Annotated in this window: 16 protein-coding genes and 2 pseudogenes; 5 read left to right on the plus strand and 13 right to left on the minus strand. The window is 64.3% G+C overall.

The features are described 5' to 3' along the window. Positions 1-16: 16 nt before the first annotated feature. Together CEQ44_RS16900 and CEQ44_RS16905 are read left to right on the plus strand one after the other, a co-directional pair. Positions 17-1,006: a type II secretion system F family protein gene (locus tag CEQ44_RS16900; protein ID WP_088181993.1), complete on the plus strand. Its 990-nt coding sequence runs from the start codon at positions 17-19 to the stop codon at positions 1,004-1,006. 128 nt (positions 1,007-1,134) lie between these two features. Beyond that, positions 1,135-1,557 (plus strand): DUF2147 domain-containing protein, encoded by a 423-nt coding sequence (locus tag CEQ44_RS16905; RefSeq protein ID WP_088181992.1) that lies wholly within the window; start codon positions 1,135-1,137, stop codon positions 1,555-1,557. On the opposite strand, the gene urtE is transcribed toward CEQ44_RS16905, so the two are convergent. The 4 genes and pseudogenes from urtE to CEQ44_RS16925 form a co-directional block, all read right to left on the minus strand. After that, on the minus strand, positions 1,554-2,270 hold the full coding sequence (gene urtE / locus CEQ44_RS16910; RefSeq protein ID WP_088181991.1) for an urea ABC transporter ATP-binding subunit UrtE: 717 nt from the start codon (positions 2,268-2,270) through the stop codon (positions 1,554-1,556). The genes CEQ44_RS16905 and urtE overlap by 4 nt on opposite strands. Before the next feature lie 88 nt (positions 2,271-2,358). Next, positions 2,359-2,631, minus strand: a pseudogene (locus tag CEQ44_RS16915) (urea ABC transporter permease subunit UrtC); the annotation flags it as partial. A gap of 7 nt (positions 2,632-2,638) precedes the next feature. Next, a pseudogene (gene urtB, locus CEQ44_RS16920) lies at positions 2,639-3,415 on the minus strand (urea ABC transporter permease subunit UrtB); the annotation flags it as partial. 124 nt (positions 3,416-3,539) lie between these two features. After that, the gene (locus tag CEQ44_RS16925) at positions 3,540-4,391 is read right to left on the minus strand and encodes a transporter substrate-binding protein (RefSeq protein WP_254913754.1); all 852 of its coding nucleotides are present in this window, start codon (positions 4,389-4,391) and stop codon (positions 3,540-3,542) included. Between CEQ44_RS16925 and CEQ44_RS16930 the strand changes: the two genes are divergently transcribed. Together CEQ44_RS16930 and CEQ44_RS16935 are read left to right on the plus strand one after the other, a co-directional pair. Further along, positions 4,375-4,704 (plus strand): peptidylprolyl isomerase, encoded by a 330-nt coding sequence (locus tag CEQ44_RS16930; RefSeq protein WP_088189748.1) that lies wholly within the window; start codon positions 4,375-4,377, stop codon positions 4,702-4,704. The genes CEQ44_RS16925 and CEQ44_RS16930 overlap by 17 nt on opposite strands. A 113-nt stretch (positions 4,705-4,817) precedes the next feature. Then, positions 4,818-5,690 carry a HupE/UreJ family protein gene (locus CEQ44_RS16935; RefSeq protein ID WP_254914324.1) on the plus strand — a complete coding sequence of 291 codons (873 nt, stop codon included), beginning with the start codon at positions 4,818-4,820 and terminating at the stop codon, positions 5,688-5,690. On the opposite strand, the gene CEQ44_RS16940 is transcribed toward CEQ44_RS16935, so the two are convergent. The 9 genes from CEQ44_RS16940 to CEQ44_RS16980 form a co-directional block, all read right to left on the minus strand. Further along, positions 5,624-6,325 (minus strand): S8 family serine peptidase, encoded by a 702-nt coding sequence (locus CEQ44_RS16940; RefSeq protein WP_088182559.1) that lies wholly within the window; start codon positions 6,323-6,325, stop codon positions 5,624-5,626. The genes CEQ44_RS16935 and CEQ44_RS16940 overlap by 67 nt on opposite strands. Next, a complete protein-coding gene (locus CEQ44_RS16945; protein WP_088182560.1) occupies positions 6,318-8,021 on the minus strand; it encodes an ABC transporter ATP-binding protein in 1,704 nt (567 codons plus the stop codon). The genes CEQ44_RS16940 and CEQ44_RS16945 overlap by 8 nt, the downstream gene beginning before the upstream one ends. Further along, positions 8,018-9,010: a hypothetical protein gene (locus tag CEQ44_RS16950; RefSeq protein WP_088182561.1), complete on the minus strand. Its 993-nt coding sequence runs from the start codon at positions 9,008-9,010 to the stop codon at positions 8,018-8,020. Before CEQ44_RS16950 ends, CEQ44_RS16945 begins: the two co-directional genes overlap by 4 nt. A 94-nt stretch (positions 9,011-9,104) precedes the next feature. After that, positions 9,105-10,196, minus strand: a complete 1,092-nt coding sequence (locus CEQ44_RS16955; RefSeq protein WP_088182642.1) for a YncE family protein — start codon at positions 10,194-10,196, stop codon at positions 9,105-9,107. 8 nt (positions 10,197-10,204) lie between these two features. Beyond that, positions 10,205-10,567, minus strand: coding sequence for a quinohemoprotein amine dehydrogenase subunit gamma (qhpC, locus tag CEQ44_RS16960; RefSeq protein ID WP_088182562.1), 363 nt, complete (start codon positions 10,565-10,567; stop codon positions 10,205-10,207). Next, positions 10,564-12,012: a quinohemoprotein amine dehydrogenase maturation protein gene (peaB, locus tag CEQ44_RS16965; protein ID WP_088182563.1), complete on the minus strand. Its 1,449-nt coding sequence runs from the start codon at positions 12,010-12,012 to the stop codon at positions 10,564-10,566. Before peaB ends, qhpC begins: the two co-directional genes overlap by 4 nt. Beyond that, entirely contained in the window at positions 12,009-13,736 is a 1,728-nt protein-coding gene (peaA, locus tag CEQ44_RS16970; protein ID WP_088182564.1) for a quinohemoprotein amine dehydrogenase subunit alpha, read from the minus strand. The genes peaB and peaA overlap by 4 nt, the downstream gene beginning before the upstream one ends. A 52-nt stretch (positions 13,737-13,788) precedes the next feature. Continuing rightward, complete coding sequence (locus CEQ44_RS16975) at positions 13,789-14,874, minus strand: arginase family protein (protein ID WP_256960043.1); 1,086 nt, start codon at positions 14,872-14,874, stop codon at positions 13,789-13,791. A 16-nt stretch (positions 14,875-14,890) separates the two neighbouring features. After that, the gene (locus CEQ44_RS16980) at positions 14,891-15,151 is read right to left on the minus strand and encodes an arginase family protein (RefSeq protein ID WP_088182565.1); all 261 of its coding nucleotides are present in this window, start codon (positions 15,149-15,151) and stop codon (positions 14,891-14,893) included. Between the two features lie 8 nt (positions 15,152-15,159). Here CEQ44_RS16980 and CEQ44_RS16985 point away from each other — a divergent pair, with 8 nt between their 5' ends. Beyond that, positions 15,160-15,453 carry a hypothetical protein gene (locus CEQ44_RS16985; protein ID WP_088182566.1) on the plus strand — a complete coding sequence of 98 codons (294 nt, stop codon included), beginning with the start codon at positions 15,160-15,162 and terminating at the stop codon, positions 15,451-15,453. Positions 15,454-15,471 lie beyond the last annotated feature (18 nt).

The raw sequence follows: 15,471 nt of genomic DNA on the forward strand, positions 1-15,471 counted from the left end.
GGAAGGGATAAAAGATATGGACGCCCCTACCCCAGCCGGCACGCTCTTTGGCCTGACTGCGACCGATGTCGGCACGCTGCTGGCCGCACTCGCCACGCTCGCCATATTGTTTGCGCTTTATGCGGTAATGACCGTGCGCGACCCAATGGCCAAGCGCGTCAAGGCGCTTAACGACCGGCGCGAACAGCTGAAGGCAGGCATCACCGCATCGACCGCCAAGCGCCGCGCCAAGCTGGTCACACGCAACCAGACGACCGACAATATGCGGTCCTTCCTGTCCAGCCTGAAGGTCTTGCAGGACGACCAGTTGAAGGACGCGCAGATCCGCCTGGCGCAGGCCGGCATCCGGTCCAAGGACTGGGCCGTCGCCGTGATCTTTGGCCGGATGATCCTGCCGATCATGATCGGCGGCTTTGCGGCGATCATGCTTTATGGCGTGGGCATCGAACCCGAATGGGGTCCGCTGAAACGCTTCTTCGCCTTCGCCGTGGCGTTGTTGCTTGCCTACAAGGCGCCCGACATCTATATCGACAACAAGGTGCAGAAGCGGTCGGCCGCGATCCGCAAGGGACTGCCGGACGCGCTCGACCTGCTGGTCATCTGCGCCGAGGCCGGCCTGACCGTCGATGCCGCCTTCAACCGCGTGTCCCGCGAACTGGGCAAGGCCTATCCCGAACTGGGCGACGAGTTCCAGTTGACCGCGATCGAGCTGAGCTTCCTGACCGAGCGCCGCATGGCGTTCGAAAATCTGGCGACGCGCGTGAAGCTGGACGCGGTCAAGGGCGTGGTCACGACCATGATCCAGACCGAGAAATACGGCACTCCGCTGGCGTCCGCGCTGCGCGTGCTGTCGGCCGAATTCCGCCATGAACGCATGATGCGCGCCGAGGAAAAGGCCGCGCGCCTGCCCGCGATCATGACGGTGCCGCTGATTCTGTTTATCCTGCCGACCCTGTTCGTCGTCATCCTGGGTCCGGCGGCCTGTTCGATCAGCACCGCTTTCTAAAAACTTTGGAGAGGGGGACAGGCGCTGCCGTAGCGTCGCCCGAAAGACCCGCCCGCTCCCCCAAAAAAGGCGGTGGCGGGCGTGGTTTTTCGTGGCTATCCTTGTATCAAACACAAGGAGTGGATCGCATGAAGCTGGCCGTTTTCGCCATTGCAACCCTGACCGCCGCCTTTGCCAGCCTGCCCGCGCAGGCGGCCCAGCCTGTCACCGGCCGCTGGGCGACCGTCGATGGCAAGGCGATCGTCCAGATTGCGCCATGCGGCAGGCATCTGTGCGGGAAGATCGAAAAGATCGTGAAACCGACGCCCGGTCGCCCGCAGACAGACATCAAGAACCCCGATGCCGCGCTGCGCTCGAAACCGCTCGTTGGCCTTGCCCTGCTCACCGGCTTCGAGGATGCGGGCGAACATTGGAAAGGGACGATCTACGATCCCGAAGGCGGAAAAAGCTATATGTCCAAGCTGACTCGCAACGGCAATGGCACGCTGAAGGTGCAGGGCTGCATCGCATCCTTCCTGTGCAAGACCCAGACCTGGACGCCGGTCCGCTAGATCTGGACCAAGTGCGCGACATCCTTCGCGCCTTCTTCGGCGATGCTGCCCTGGCGAATGATCCGGCCGTTCTGCATCGCACAGTATCGGTCGGCGAAGCGCCAGACGAAGTCGAGATATTGTTCGACCACCAGGACGGTCATGCCCAGTTCGTCGCGGACATGGACGAGCGCCGCCTCAATCTGTTGCACGACATTGGGTTGGATGCCCTCGGTCGGTTCGTCGAGCAGCAACAGGCTGGGCTCCCCGGCGAGCGCGCGACCAATGGCCAATTGCTGCTGCTCGCCGCCGGACAGGAAACCGGCGGCGCGGGCGCGGATATCGTACAGCTTGGGAAACAGGTCGAAGATATGTTGCGGCACTTTTGCCGCGCCTTTACCCCGGTCAGCGAGCGCGGACAGGCCCGTCTCCAGATTTTCCATGACGGTCAGTTGCGGGAAGACATGCCGTCCCTGCGGCACGAAGCCGATGCCGGCGCGCGACCGCTTGTGCGCGGGCAGCTTGGTAATATCCTGCCCATCGAAACGGATCGTACCGCCAACCGCCCGGCGCGTGTCCATGATCGCGGGCAGCAGCGTCGTCTTGCCGACGCCATTGCGGCCGATCAGCGCCATCACCTGGCCCCGCTCCAGGGTCAGATCGACGTCCCACAAAACCTGGCTCTGGCCATAGGCGCTCGACAGGGCAGCGATTTCGATCAACCGCGCGCTCACGCTGTGTGGCCCAGATAGACGGCGGCGACAGCGCACCCATCAGGTAGAGCCATAGTTCGGGGAAGGCGCTCGACACGGCATCGCGCGCAAGATTCACGAGCAGCGCGCCCACGATCGCCCCGGCCAGGCTGTATCGGCCACCGATCGCGACCCAGACGACCATCTCGATCGAGGGGACAACGCCGATCAAGGCTGGAGACACCACGCCCGCGTGGAGGGTGAAGAGCGCGCCCCCGATCCCAGCCAGCATCGCGGCGATGGCGAAAGCGACGACCTTGAAGGGCGTAGGGCTGTAGCCGAGAAAGCGCACGCGATTCTCGCCATCGCGCGCGGCGCGCAGCAATATGCGCGACGCTGACATCGACGAAAATCTGCGCGAGCGCCGCGAACAGGCCGAGGATGATGGCCGATGCCGTGGTGCCCACGATACTGCCAAGGCCGCCCATGACGACGACGAGGAAGGCCGGGATGATATAGCTTTGCCCGACATTGGGCGTGACCGGGCCAAGCAGCGCCAGCATGACGCCCGCCAGACCCGCGACGCCCGAACCGAGGCAAAAGACGGTGAGATCCACCCGCTTCACGTCGATGCCGGAGGCCGACGCCATCATCCGATCCTAGTTGACCGCGCGGACCAGCAGGCCGATCCGGGTCTTGAGCAGCAGCAGCGCCAGACCGCCCGGCACGAGGGCCGCGATCAGGATGATGAACAGCCGCGCCGACGGCAGGGTCACGCCAAAAGCCACGAAGCTGCCGGTCAGCCATTCGGGTGCCCGCACCTCCACGCCGACCGCGCCGAACAGGTCGCGTGCGCCCTGTTGCAGGATCAGGTTGACGCCCCAGGTCGCGAGCAGCGTGTCGAGCGGGCGGGCCGACAGGCGGCGGATCAGGGTGGACTGGATAAGGCCGCCCGTCGCCGCCGCGCCGATGAAAGCGACCGGAATGGCGAGGATGATCCCCAGCGCCCCCGGCACGACGAGCAGCGTCATCCACGCCAGATAGCCACCCAGCATCAGCATTTCGCCATGCGCCATATTGATGACGCGCATCAGCCCGAAGGAGAGGGCCAGGCCAAGCGCGGCAAGCAGATACAGCGACGCCAGCGATGCGCCGTTGAACAGCTGGTTGAGGAAAAGGGCGTCCATTATCCAACATCCGTTCGGGCTGAGCGCAGTCGAAGCCTTCCGTTGAGCGAAGCGAAATGTGCTTCGCCTCCGCTCTGCAAAGCCCTTCGACGTCGCTCAGGGTGAACGGAAGGCGGCGTGCCCCTCAAAGCCTGCAGGTCTTGCCGGGGAAGGCGAGCGCGTCATAGGGTTCGGGCGCGATGTCCTTGCGGCTGTCGGCGATGATCTCGAACTGGCCGTCGGCTTTCAGCTTGCCGATATAAGCCTTCTGCACCAGGCGCTGGTTGGCCGCGAAGCTGACCTTGCCCATCGGCGTGTCAAAGCCGCCCAGCGTCGCTGCCGCCTTGCGCACGGCGTCAGGGTCGAAGCTCTTGGCCTTCTCCACCGCCGCCTTCCAGGCATAGACGTCGAGATAGCTATGGATCATCGGATCGGTGATCGCCGCGTCCTTGCCGAACTTCGCCTTATAGGCCGCAATGAACTTGCTCTTGGCCTTGCCTGGCAGGCTCTGAAAATAATTCCAGGCGGCATAACTGCCCTCGACCAAGCCCGCGCCCATCCCCTGCGCTTCCTGCTTGCCGATGGAGAAGGACATGATCGGCATCGCCTTGGTATCGATGCCCGCCGCCTGCAACTGCTTAAAGAAGGCGACATTGCTGTCGCCGTTCAGCGTGTTGATGATCATCGCGGGCTTGGCCTGCGCGATCTTCGCGATCACGCCGGAAAAGTCGGTGCCGCCCAAGAGCACATAGGCTTCGCCCAGCACCTGCATCCCGCCCTTTTCGATATGCTTTTTCAGGATCAGGTTGGCGGTGCGGGGATAGACATAGTCGGAGCCGACGAGAAAGAAGCTCTTGTGCCTCTGCGACACGGCCCATTCCAGCGCGGGCAGCGCCTGCTGGTTGGGCTGCGCGCCCGAATACATGATGTTGGGCGAACATTTATTGCCCTCGAACTGCACCGGATACCCGAGCAGGTTCTTGGTCCGCTCGAACACCGGCAGCATCGAAGGCGAGGATTTCTGGCTGGGCCGAGTCTTTCCCCGCTATGGCGACTCCATGGTGCGCGGGATTTTCGGCCAGTCCTTCGTCGACACGCTCAAGACCGCGCCCGAAGGCCGGTGGATCGGCCCGATCCCATCCCCGCGTGGTTGGCATTTCGTGAAGAAGAGCGAGCGTATCGCATCCGCCATTATCCCCTTCCCCGCGATCAAGGACCAGGTGCGGCAGGATTATATGATCGCCCACAGCAATGCCGCCATTCAACAGGCGCTGGCCAGCCTGAAGGAGGAGTTCGATGTCGAGGAATAAGCTGTTCGCCCTGCTGCTGCTCGCGCTGGCGGCGCTGGCGCCAGGCACGGCGATGGCCGATATCTTCCTGTCCGCCAACTTTACCCTGACCCGCGGCGAAGACCCTAATACCTATGAAATTTACCGCCGCCGTCCCCGAAGCGGTGGGCCAGCCCGCACCGCTCGCCCTGCCCGACGGCTGCCGCCAGACCGGCATGACGCGCCAGACGGGCGGCGGGCGGGCGCAATATGCCTTTGAATTGGCGTGCGATCGGCCCTTTACCGCTGGCGATACCATCCAGACGCCGTGGAAGGCCGATGGTGGTCGCTTCGTCACCAATGTCATGGGCGCGCAGGTCGATCGCAGCCTGACCGGCGACGCGCAAGGCATCGCCGTGCCGGTCGGCGAAACCGCCGCAACGGCGCGCCCGATCGCCCAGATCGCCCCGGAATTTCTGGCGCAGGGCGTCTGGCATATCTGGCTGGGTTGGGATCACCTAGCCTTCGTCTTGTGCCTGGCGCTGCTGGCACGCGGGCGCGACCTGCTCTGGCTGGTGAGCGCCTTTACTGCCGGCCACTCCATCTCGCTCGCCATCGCCTTTTTCGAACTGGTGCGCGTGCCGGTGCCGCCGGTGGAAGCCGCAATCGCTTTGTCCATCGCCTTCATGGCGCGGGAAGCATTATTAGTGGGCAAGGGACAACAGGCTTTTGCGTTCCGGCGGCAGGCGATCGTCGTATCGCTATTCGGCCTGCTCCATGGCCTGGGCTTCGCGATGGCACTGGGCGAACTGGGCGTGCAGGCGGGCGAGAAGCTGCCGGCGCTGGTCTTCTTCAACATCGGCGTGGAGGCGGGACAGTTGAGCTTCGTCGGCGCGATCATCGCGGCGCTGGCGGGGTTGCGCGCGGTATCGCTGGCGACCCCGGTGCGGGTCGCGGCGCTCTATGCGGTGGGCGCGATCGGCTGCTTCTGGATGGTCGAGCGGGTCGTGGGGTTTGGCGTCGCCTGATCGCGATAGCCAGCGATCGCCGGTCGCCCGCCCCGCGCCACGATGCCGCTCATATTGGCGACAGCGAATGAGACACCATGGAGGTTGCGCCGCTGCGGCACGCCGGGGATCGGCCGGGGATGACCGGACGCGAAGATGATCCCGTCGCGCACGACATGCTCTTCGCGCGGGCAGTCCCAGTCGAGCGACACGCCTAGCACTTGGGCCAGGCTGCCCGGATAGCAGGGCGTCCCTTCCGCCTCCCGCGCGGCGACGATCAGCACGCCCGCCGCCACCGCCCGGTCGGCGACCGCCGCGAACATGTCGCGATGGGCTGGGTTCACCGTACCCAGACTGAGATTGATGATGTCCACCTGCGCCCCCACGGCCCAATCGATGGCGGTCACCAAGGCCCGCGCGGTGGTGCGAAGCGTATCGTGGAACACCCGGATCGGCAGGCATAGCGCTTCGGGCGCCTGCCCATGGATCGCGGCGGTGACGGCGGTGCCATGGCCAAGGGCGTCGATGGTGTCGCACTCGTTGATCGCGCCGTCGCCCGCTATGGCGATGCCGGGCAGCAGCCGGGCGGCGTCGATATGCGGATGATCGGGATGGGCGCCGCTATCGATGATGGCGATACGGATCGGATCAGGCATCGACCAGTGCGGCGCGCTGCGTGGTCGTCGCCCGTCCCTGATCCAATCTGACGATCATGTCGGCCATGCGCGCCAGTGCGGGCTTGTGGGTGATGACGATTATCGTGGCATGGGGCAGCGCATCGCGCAGGCGTCCCGCCACCAGTTGTTCGGTGTCGCCGTCCAGCGCCGATGTCGGTTCGTCAAGGATCAGGATGCTGGGCTGGCGCAGCAAGGCGCGGGCCAATACCACCCGTTGCCGCTCGCCCGCCGACAGCGCCATGCCGCGCTCACCCGCGCGCGTTTCATAGCCTTCGGGCAGTTTATCGATGAAGCCGTCCAGCCCGGCCGCATGGGCCGCCGCTGCTATCGCCTCTTGCGACACGTCCACCATGGCGAAACCAATATTGGCGGCGATCGTCTCGTTGAACAGATAGGGGGCCTGATCGACCAGTATGATCTCCCGCCGCAGATCGTCGAGGGCGTAGTCGCGCAGGTCGCGGCCATCGACCGTGATGCGGCCGCTGTCGGGATCGAGATAACGCACCATCAGATCGGCCATGGTCGATTTGCCGACGCCACTGGGGCCAAGGATGGCGCAGAGGCTTCCCGGCGGGATCGTCAGGTCGATATCGCGCAGCACGGCATCGCGATCATAACGCATCGCGACCTGCTCGAAACGCATCGCGCCCGCCCGTGCCATGGGCAGGGCCTCGTTGCGCTCTACGACTTCAGGCTTGGTATCGAACAGTTCGAAGATGCGCCCCAGCGACACCCGCGCCGACGCGAGGCCGGACGTCAGCCCCATCAGCGTCTGGATCGGTGAAAGCAGCCGCATATGATAGGTCATGAAGGCGACGAGCGTACCGATGCTCATCCCGTCATGAATGATCCGCCAGCCGCCATAGAGGATCACCGCAGAAGTCGCCGCCGTCATCAGCGTGCCGGGCAGCGCACCGGTCATGAAGGACGCGACCTGCATCCGCAGCATCGACGCGACGAAGGCGTCATTCTTGGTCTTGAACCGGCCCACCTCATGCTCACCCGCGCGGAGCGAGGCGATGACACGCATCCCCATCACCGTATCGACCAACAGGCTGCCCAGGTCCGCCCCCCGCTCCCGCATGTCGCGCGTCAGTGCGGTCAGGTGGCGTTGATAGTAGCTGAACGTCGCCAGGCTGGCCGGGACCAGCACGACACTCACCAGGAAGAGCCGCCAATCGAGCCAGAGCATCATCGCGACGCAGCCGACGAAGAACAGCAGATTGCTGACCACCGACAGCAAAGTGTCGGATGCGATGCGCTGCACTTCGCTGACGTCGCTGTTCATGCGGGACACGAGGTCACCCAGCCGAAAGCTGCCGTAGAAACGGGGCGACAGGGTCTGGAGATGGCGGAGCAGCGCGGCGCGAATGTCGTAGAGCATCGCGGCGGAAAGAGAGACATAGCGGTAGCTGGCGAGGATATTGACGGCGAAGCCCGCTATGGTGACGGCGACCATGATCGCGGCGATGTCGATCAGCGCCCCCGTGTCGCGCTTGAGCAGCGCCTGGTCGATCATCAGCTTGGAGAGATAGGGCTGGGCGAGACCTAACATGGTCGAGACGAGGCTGATCGCCAGCACGACCAGCAACGCGCCGGGATAAGGGCGCAGGAAGGGCGTGAGGCGTTTGTAGGTGCCCCAATCAGCGATAGGCGGCGCGGTCGAGGCGCTCACGCCGCCGCCTGCCGCGGCACCAGCCGGAAGCCGTCGAGCAGAAAGCGCGGTTCGGGCAGCCGGGCCAGCAGGCCGGTGCACATATGATGCCCCGCCATCAGCGCGTCATGCTGCGCGCGCCACCAGTCACCCTGCCCGCCATTGGCGTAAAATTGCGCGCAAAGCAGCAGGTGACGGCGCATCGCCGCGATCAGCATCGATTGATAATGGGTGAGCAGCGCGGCGCGATCCCCGCCATCGGCCATGGCCATCACGACGGCGGCCGCCAATATCGCCTCCCGCACCGACTGCGCCGTCCCGTCGCCGCAAATCGGGTCGAAGCCCGCAGCCGCCGTGCCGCAGGCCAGCCAGTCATCGGCATGAAGCGGCAATTGCAGGCGCGGCGCAGCCGGAAAGGGCGTGGATGTCGCCCCGACCGCGTCCACGACCGGCGCGATCAGCGCGCTCTGGCCCAGCAGCCTGTCCATCGAACCGCCCACGCCCAGCAGCCAGCCAAGGCCCGGTTCCGCTGGCACCAGATAAAGCCAGCCTGCGGCTACCGCTTCAATCCGCGCCTCTTCGATGCAGGCGGGGTCGCGCAATTGCACCTTGGCCGCGACGGCATGGCGTTCGCCAAAGATGTGCATGTCCCCCAACGGCATGGGCGGCGTGGCATGGATGGTGAAATCCACCGGGCCGGCCTGAGATGCCAGGATGGATGGTAAGGCTGCCTGGACCTCATCCTCCGACGCCAGCGCGGCGCTATGGGGCAGCATGACCGGCACCCCGCCCCAGGCGACCACGCGCCGCTTCACGCGCGGTTGGTCGGCAAACAGGTCCGGCCGATCGAACACGCCGCGGATCAGGCTTAGGGCCGGATCGCTCAGCATGATCGTCGGCACGGACAGGCGGCGGCGTTCTTCGATTGCGACCCGAACGCCCGCGCCAGCCAGTATATGCCCGCATCCTTTGGCGGCGATGCCGCTGCCCCGGATGGCGATGCTTGTCATCCAGCCTTCTGCCTCTTGTCTCGCGCGGGGTCGAGCGGCGGGCCGGGAAAGACCGTCATTCTACTACCAAAGTCGAAACAGATGCGGATTTTCATCATTCCACCGCGACCATACCCGCGCCGGTGGTGTCATTGCCCAGATCCCAGGTCGCTTCCAGCTTCAGCGTCCGGGCGTCATAGACTTCGACATCATAGCTGGCGCCGTAGATGTAGAGCTTCTTCCCATCCATCGACATGCCGAAGCGGAAGCGGGACCGGCACTGAAACTCCGCCTTGTCCACGACTACGTTGGTCTTCATGTCCATGTGCCAGAATTCGCAACGCTTGTTGCCCAGCTTCCCGTTGGTCACGACGGTATAGGCCTGGCTACCGTCGGATGTCATTTGCAGGCCGGCCATATTGTCCGGCGCGGGGCCGATCGGGGTGAAGTCGAACTGGCGGCTGTTCAGGTCGAAACGGGCGAGCCCGAACATCTTGTTGTGTATATAGGGGTCGGCCGCGTTGAACAGCGACACAAACTGGCCCGGCGTGCGGATCGTGTCGATCGCGCCGCCGAAGCCGACATTCTCCAGCCCCGTCCCTTCGGGCTTGGCCAGGTCGATGCGATCGATGACCTTCATGTCCGCGACAGTCAGGATCAGCACCTTGTCGCCGAAGATGTAGAGATATTTGCCGTCCTGCGACACTTTATAGGCCGCGCGATATCCCCCGCCCGCTTTCTCGTCCTCCTTGTCGATATCGACGGTGCGCACGACCTTTTGCAGCTTCAGGTCGATCACGCCGTACATCGGCTTGCTGACCTTATAGCGGTCGATTTCCTTGTCGAAACGACTGATGACCGTGTAGAAATAGCGGCCGGTAGGGTCTGCCGTCCCGCCCCAGAAGCGATAGCGGGTGGCGCCATCGTTCAGGCTGAACTTGTTGATCACCTTGCGCGTCGCGGTGTCGATCACCTCGATCCCGCTGGTGGTGATGGTGGTGACGTAGATGCGCTTGCCATCGTCGGACAGCAGCATCGACGTTGGCAGGCCGGTGTCGAGCTTGATCTTGCCCGTGACCGCCGCCTTGCCTTCGTCGAAGACCAGCAGTTCGTCGGGATAGGACCCCATGAACAGGGTGGCGGCGGACGCCGGAAGCGCGGTGAGCGCTGCAAGCCCCGCAGCGACGATGGTGCGGAATGTCGACATGGCGCGCCTCATGGAAAAACGAGATCGAGACTGCGCCAGTCCTTGGTGGCGGTGGCGCAGTTGCTGGCCCAGTCGGGCGAATAATTCACATGGTCAGGCACCTGAACGGGCCAGAAGCAGGTAACGTAGCAGTCGTAGATGTCGCGCTCTACCGGCTGGCACAGGCCCGCCGTGCCGCCGCCGGCATCGACTTCCCAGCCGGGCGAAAAGGACAGGGTGCAGCCCATCGGCACATGCGGGCGCGGTTGCTGCTGGAGGGCGACCACATCCTCTTCCATGTCTGCGGGTGTCCCGGCCGACGCGGCCTCAATCTCGGCCACTGCTTCGCCGATCGCGCGCGCCTTTTTATTGATGGCACGAAGATGCTTCATGACAGGCCCTTTCGTTCAGCGAAGCGTTCGAGGAAGCCGGGATTCTGCACCGCTAGAACGCCGTAGATGCGCAGGCAGGTGTCGGTCCATTGCCGTATCCAGTCGCAATAATGGAGGTTGGCGTGGCCGGTGTCGCCATAGCGCACGAACGCCTCATGATGGCATCCGCCTGCGCAAAGCGGCCGCGCCCAGCAGCTTTGGCAATCATATTTCGCTTCGACATGGCCCTTTTTCAGGAACGCGCCCTGTTTGGCGCGGTCGATGCCGGTGGAAACATGGCCCATGCTGTGCGTGTCGGCATCGGTGAAGCGATGGCAGGGCGACAGGTCGCCGGACGGGCTGACGCCCATCAGGCCCAGGCCCGCGCCGCAGGGATGCGATTTGTTGACGCCAGAGATCAGCTCGCTGATCGTCTCGCTGACATTGGTAAAGCCATGGGATTCGCCGCGCAGCGCATATTCCAGCCATTCGTCCGCCAGCAGGCTGAACTGCGCCAGCACGCTGTCCATGCCGTTACCGTCCAGCGAATAGGCGCGTTCCTCGCCCGTCGTCACCGGCGCGAAGCCGACTTCGTGGAAACCAAGGTCATCCTTCAAATGGCGGAAGATCCGCACGACGTCGGTGACGCCTTCGGTCAGCGTCACGCGCGCGGTAATGGCGCGGGTCTTGTGATGGGCGATTAGCGTGCGCAGGCGCGGTTCGATCACCGCATAGCTGCCCTTGCCATTTTTATAGACCCGATGCTTGTCCTGCATCTCCGGCGGGCCGTCCATCGATACGGTCACACCGATGCGGTTGTCGGACAGAAAGGCCACGATCTCCGGCGTCAGCAGCGTCGCGTTGGTGGTAAGGCTGTAGGTAATCCCCTTCCCCGCCGCAGCCGTGGCCGTGTTGGCATAGTCCACCACGTCGCGCAGCAGCTTGAAATTCATCAGCGTTTCGCCACCAAAGAAGGTGATATGCACCGCCTTGCGGCCCACCGCTTCCCTGATGAGCAGGTCGACCGAAGCCTGCGCCGTTTCCAGCGTCATATATTTGGGCTTGCCCGCCGGCGTCGCGATCTTGTCGGCGCCGAACTCGTAGCAATAGGTGCAGGCGAGATTGCACTGGTTGGTGACGTTCAGCACCAGCGCCTGGAGCGGAAAGTCGGCCGGCGGCGCTTGGGGCATGACCGGGGCGGCGGCGCCAAGCTGGATCAGCCGCGCCACGCGCAGTTCGCGCACCAGCGCTTCGGCTTCGGCCGGATCGCGGCCATCGCTCGCCAATTCGCGCACCAGAGCGGCATGGGTCAGTTCCTGGCCGTCGAGGCGCGTCAGCACCGCTCGCACATCCGCGTCGATTTCGAAGATCGCGCCGGCGCTCACAAGATAGACAAAGTGGCCTCCGCCCGCTTCGAACCCATGATATTCGGCCCGGCGATAGGCGGGCGCCTGCATGACGGTCATCGCGACACCTCCGGTTGATCCCATTTCTGATAGGCTGGCACGGTCACGACCATGTAGGATCGGGCGCTCAGCGGCTTGCCGAACTTGTCCTTTTCCGTCTTGGCGGTCGCAACGACCCAGACTTCGCCATAATTGTTGCGGCCGAAGCGACGGGCGGGGTTCGGCCCCTCCTCCGCAGGCGTGAAGAAGGCGGAGGGGCTAAGCGCGCCAACATATTTGGTGTCGTCGTCATAAAAGACCGACAGGAATTCCTGCATCGCCCAGTCGGCGGCGACCGGACCCACGGCGATGTCGTCGGGCGTATTGGGCTTGCCGTCGAGGCCATTTTCATAGCCGATCGCTTCGAACTGCTGATAGCCCTTGGGGAATTTGATGCCGCCCAGCCGCGACAGCGCGGTTTCGGGCGTCGCCTTGATATAATCGATCTTATGGAACACCGGGAAGGCCTGCTCCAGCACCGCGCCCGCTATGGCGACGTGGCGCTGACCGGACGATGCGCCGGGTGCGACATCGGCGGTCACGACCATCTCCTTGGGGCTGGCCGAAACGATCTTGGTAACGCTCACGCCAGCGCCTAGATCGACATCGGCGGCGCTGAGCGAGGCTGGCAAATTGTGGCCCAGGATACGCAGCTGCACGCCCTTCGTCCCCGCCTTGACTGGACCCGGCGTCACCGCCAAGATAGCGGGCGCGGCGGTGGCGCGGACCAGCTTCACGTCATATCCAAATTCCTGATAGTCGCCCCAGAACCATCGGCCCTGCGCGCTTTGCTGGTCGGGGGCGAACCATAGGGCTTCGCGCGCCGCGCTGGTCAGATCGTCGGGCTTGGCCGCGCCTGCGCCGGTGGACGACCCACGCCAGCTATAGCCCGCATAGACGATGCCGGTGCCAGTGCGGTTGACCGTATCGCCATCAGTGAGCGAGCGAAGGGTCGCGCGGGTCGTAAATTCGTCGGCTTGCCTGCCCGCAGCGATGCTGAGTTCGCCGACATAGCGGCCCTTGCCCGGCACCGAAGCGACCACCAGCCATTCACCGGCCAGGCGCGGATTGCGCTGGCGCGCGCTCCAGGCGGCCCATTCGGGGGTATGCAGCGGCGCAACCTTGGGCATATAAGTCAGCGCATAATCGCCGCGGGTCAGCTTGTCCTTGGGATCGCGGCCGGTTGGCTGTTCGCTGTCCTCGGCCGGGCGGCGATATTGGGCGTCGGCCTGCGAATAGAGGGCGACGTGCAAATCCTGCAACGTCTTCCATTCCAGCTTCGACCGGCGCCATGAGAGCGGCTGGGCATAGCTGTGGCAGCTGGCGCACGCGCCGCGCATGGTTTCGTTGGGGATGATGGTTTCGTCCAGCATCCGCTTTTCGGGCAGATACATGACCGGGCGGGCCTCTTCGGGCGCAAGGCCATGCGACGCGGAGAGCGACTTCACGATCGCCCGGCTTTCTTCCGGCGTGATCGCCAGACCGTTCAGGCGCACCATCCGTTTGATCGCCTGCGCCCAGCCCTCCGGCGTGGTGCGGACCCAGCTGATCCGCGACAAATTGCCCTTGGCGTCCGCGGTGTGGCAGGCGCTGCATTTTTCGGTGACCAGCGGATCGGTGACCGGGATGCCCGCCTCCGTTTCCTTCATCGTCGCGCCATCGGGGCCGCCATCCGTCTGCGCGAACACGACCGACGCGGAGAAAAGCGCCAACAGGCCCAATTTCGTGACGGGAAGCCGCTTCACCCTATATGTCCCCCTTGACGCCCGGCTATTTGCCCTGGGCGCATGTCGAAGCCTAAGCAGGCGCTCGAATGGCGCTATTGCCCAAATGACGTATGGCGGCTGCGCAATCCGCCATCAGAATCTTGACGAGTGTCAGGATTTCTTTTTCGGGGCGTAATAATTGTCCTGGCCATGCTCCGACGACACCGGGTTCCAGTAACGATCCGTGGGTGATCCAGTGAACGCCGTTGCGGCCGACATCATAATGGCTGTCGAAATGGACGACGCTGACATTGCCTTTCCCATGCACGTCTGCGGCAGCGGCGACATTGGGATATTCCAGGCTGTGGTCGCCGCCAATGACGATCGGGATTGCGCCGGTCTGCGCGATTTCACGGACCATCTCGCGGACATGGGCAACTGATCGTTCGGTGCTGTTCTGGTCGATGGCGATGTCGCCGTAATCGACGATCTCCAACGCGGAACTAGGGTTGATCATCGCATACATGTCGTTGCCGCCAGCCCCGCCCGTCATGCGCAGCGCCCGCGGCCCGTCGATCGCGTTGCGCCAGCCCGATCCCATATCCAGCGGTGCGCCGACGATCGCGACATCCACCTTGCCTGCCTTCAAATCTTCCGGCGTCATCGCGACGGGCGCGCCGGCAAAGGTCGCAAAACCCCCGCGCCGCCCGCCGATATAGCGGCCCAGGTCCATTGGCCCGGCATCGCGCTTGGGGTCCATCACCAGCGGGCGCTTGGCTTTCCAGGCGTTGACCCAGGCGGATCGGGTGTCGAGCGGGATCGTCTTGACGTCGCGCCCTTCCTTATATTCGACCTGCGCGTGGAGCGCTGCGATCGAGTCGATATAGGCAGTGAGTTCGCCGGCAGGCATGGTGCGGATGCTGTCGAACAGCGCATCCTTCTCGACATAGCGGCCGGTGCGCCTCTCCTTAATCAGCGCGACCTTTTCCGGCGCGATGCCCGTCAACTTTGCCGCGACATCGGCAGGCAGATCGATGGGCTTGGGTTCGCCCATAATATCTTCCTGCGGCAAAGGCGGCGGCGGGTTGGGCGTGTCGAAGCTGTTGCCTGCCACCACGGCGGATGCCGCCGCGGCCGCAGCCATGCCCCATCCGCTTATCGCATGGATCGATGGCATGGCGGTCCCCCCGGATTCAGTGCTTGGCGGTCTGGACCGGTGTCGCGCCCGTCTTGCGCATCGCGATGCCGCTAAGGCAGGCGTGCAAGATATAGTTAGCGCTCATCCGGCTGACATAGGTCGGGTCCAGGATCGGCGCGGCGTCGAGCAGGTCGAAGCCCACCACCTTGTTCTGGGCGCAGATCTGGCGCACCATCGGGATAGCTTCGCGCATGGTGATGCCGCCGGGCACCGGGCGACCGGATGCGGGCGCGTCGCCCGGATCGAGCACGCTCATATACGGTCGTGCTGGGCTGGACCACCACCTATACCGGCGGCATATACAGCCGCGCCGGCCTGCGTGGCGGTGGCCAGCGCATCCCGTCCTACACGATGAGCCGCGCGAACATCAGTTACAAGACCGACGCTTATGAAATCGGTGTGTTCGCCAACAACATCTTCGTCAAATATGCGATCACCGGCATCGGCAACGACCTGACCCGCTATGGCCAAGTCAATGACGGCGTCATCTATCGCGGCTACGCCCAATCGGTCGCGCAGCCGCGCGTGATCGGCGTGGAAAGCCGCCTGAAGTTCTGAACCGATAACAAATATGAA

Source organism: Sphingobium sp. Z007 (assembly GCF_900013425.1).
In the GTDB taxonomy this organism is placed as follows: Bacteria; Pseudomonadota; Alphaproteobacteria; order Sphingomonadales; family Sphingomonadaceae; genus Sphingobium.

Excerpts from the sequence above, each read along its gene's own strand:
- CEQ44_RS16900 (WP_088181993.1), top strand. The coding sequence starts at position 17 with ATGGACGCCCCTACCCCAGCCGGCACGCTCTTTGGCCTGACTGCGACC.
- CEQ44_RS16905 (WP_088181992.1), top strand. The coding sequence starts at position 1,135 with ATGAAGCTGGCCGTTTTCGCCATTGCAACCCTGACCGCCGCCTTTGCC.
- CEQ44_RS16935 (WP_254914324.1), top strand. The coding sequence starts at position 4,818 with ATGAAATTTACCGCCGCCGTCCCCGAAGCGGTGGGCCAGCCCGCACCG.
- CEQ44_RS16940 (WP_088182559.1), bottom strand. The coding sequence starts at position 6,325 with ATGCCTGATCCGATCCGTATCGCCATCATCGATAGCGGCGCCCATCCC.
- CEQ44_RS16950 (WP_088182561.1), bottom strand. The coding sequence starts at position 9,010 with ATGACAAGCATCGCCATCCGGGGCAGCGGCATCGCCGCCAAAGGATGC.
- CEQ44_RS16955 (WP_088182642.1), bottom strand. The coding sequence starts at position 10,196 with ATGTCGACATTCCGCACCATCGTCGCTGCGGGGCTTGCAGCGCTCACC.
- qhpC (WP_088182562.1), bottom strand. The coding sequence starts at position 10,567 with ATGAAGCATCTTCGTGCCATCAATAAAAAGGCGCGCGCGATCGGCGAA.
- peaB (WP_088182563.1), bottom strand. The coding sequence starts at position 12,012 with ATGACCGTCATGCAGGCGCCCGCCTATCGCCGGGCCGAATATCATGGG.
- CEQ44_RS16975 (WP_256960043.1), bottom strand. The coding sequence starts at position 14,874 with ATGCCATCGATCCATGCGATAAGCGGATGGGGCATGGCTGCGGCCGCG.
- CEQ44_RS16980 (WP_088182565.1), bottom strand. The coding sequence starts at position 15,151 with ATGAGCGTGCTCGATCCGGGCGACGCGCCCGCATCCGGTCGCCCGGTG.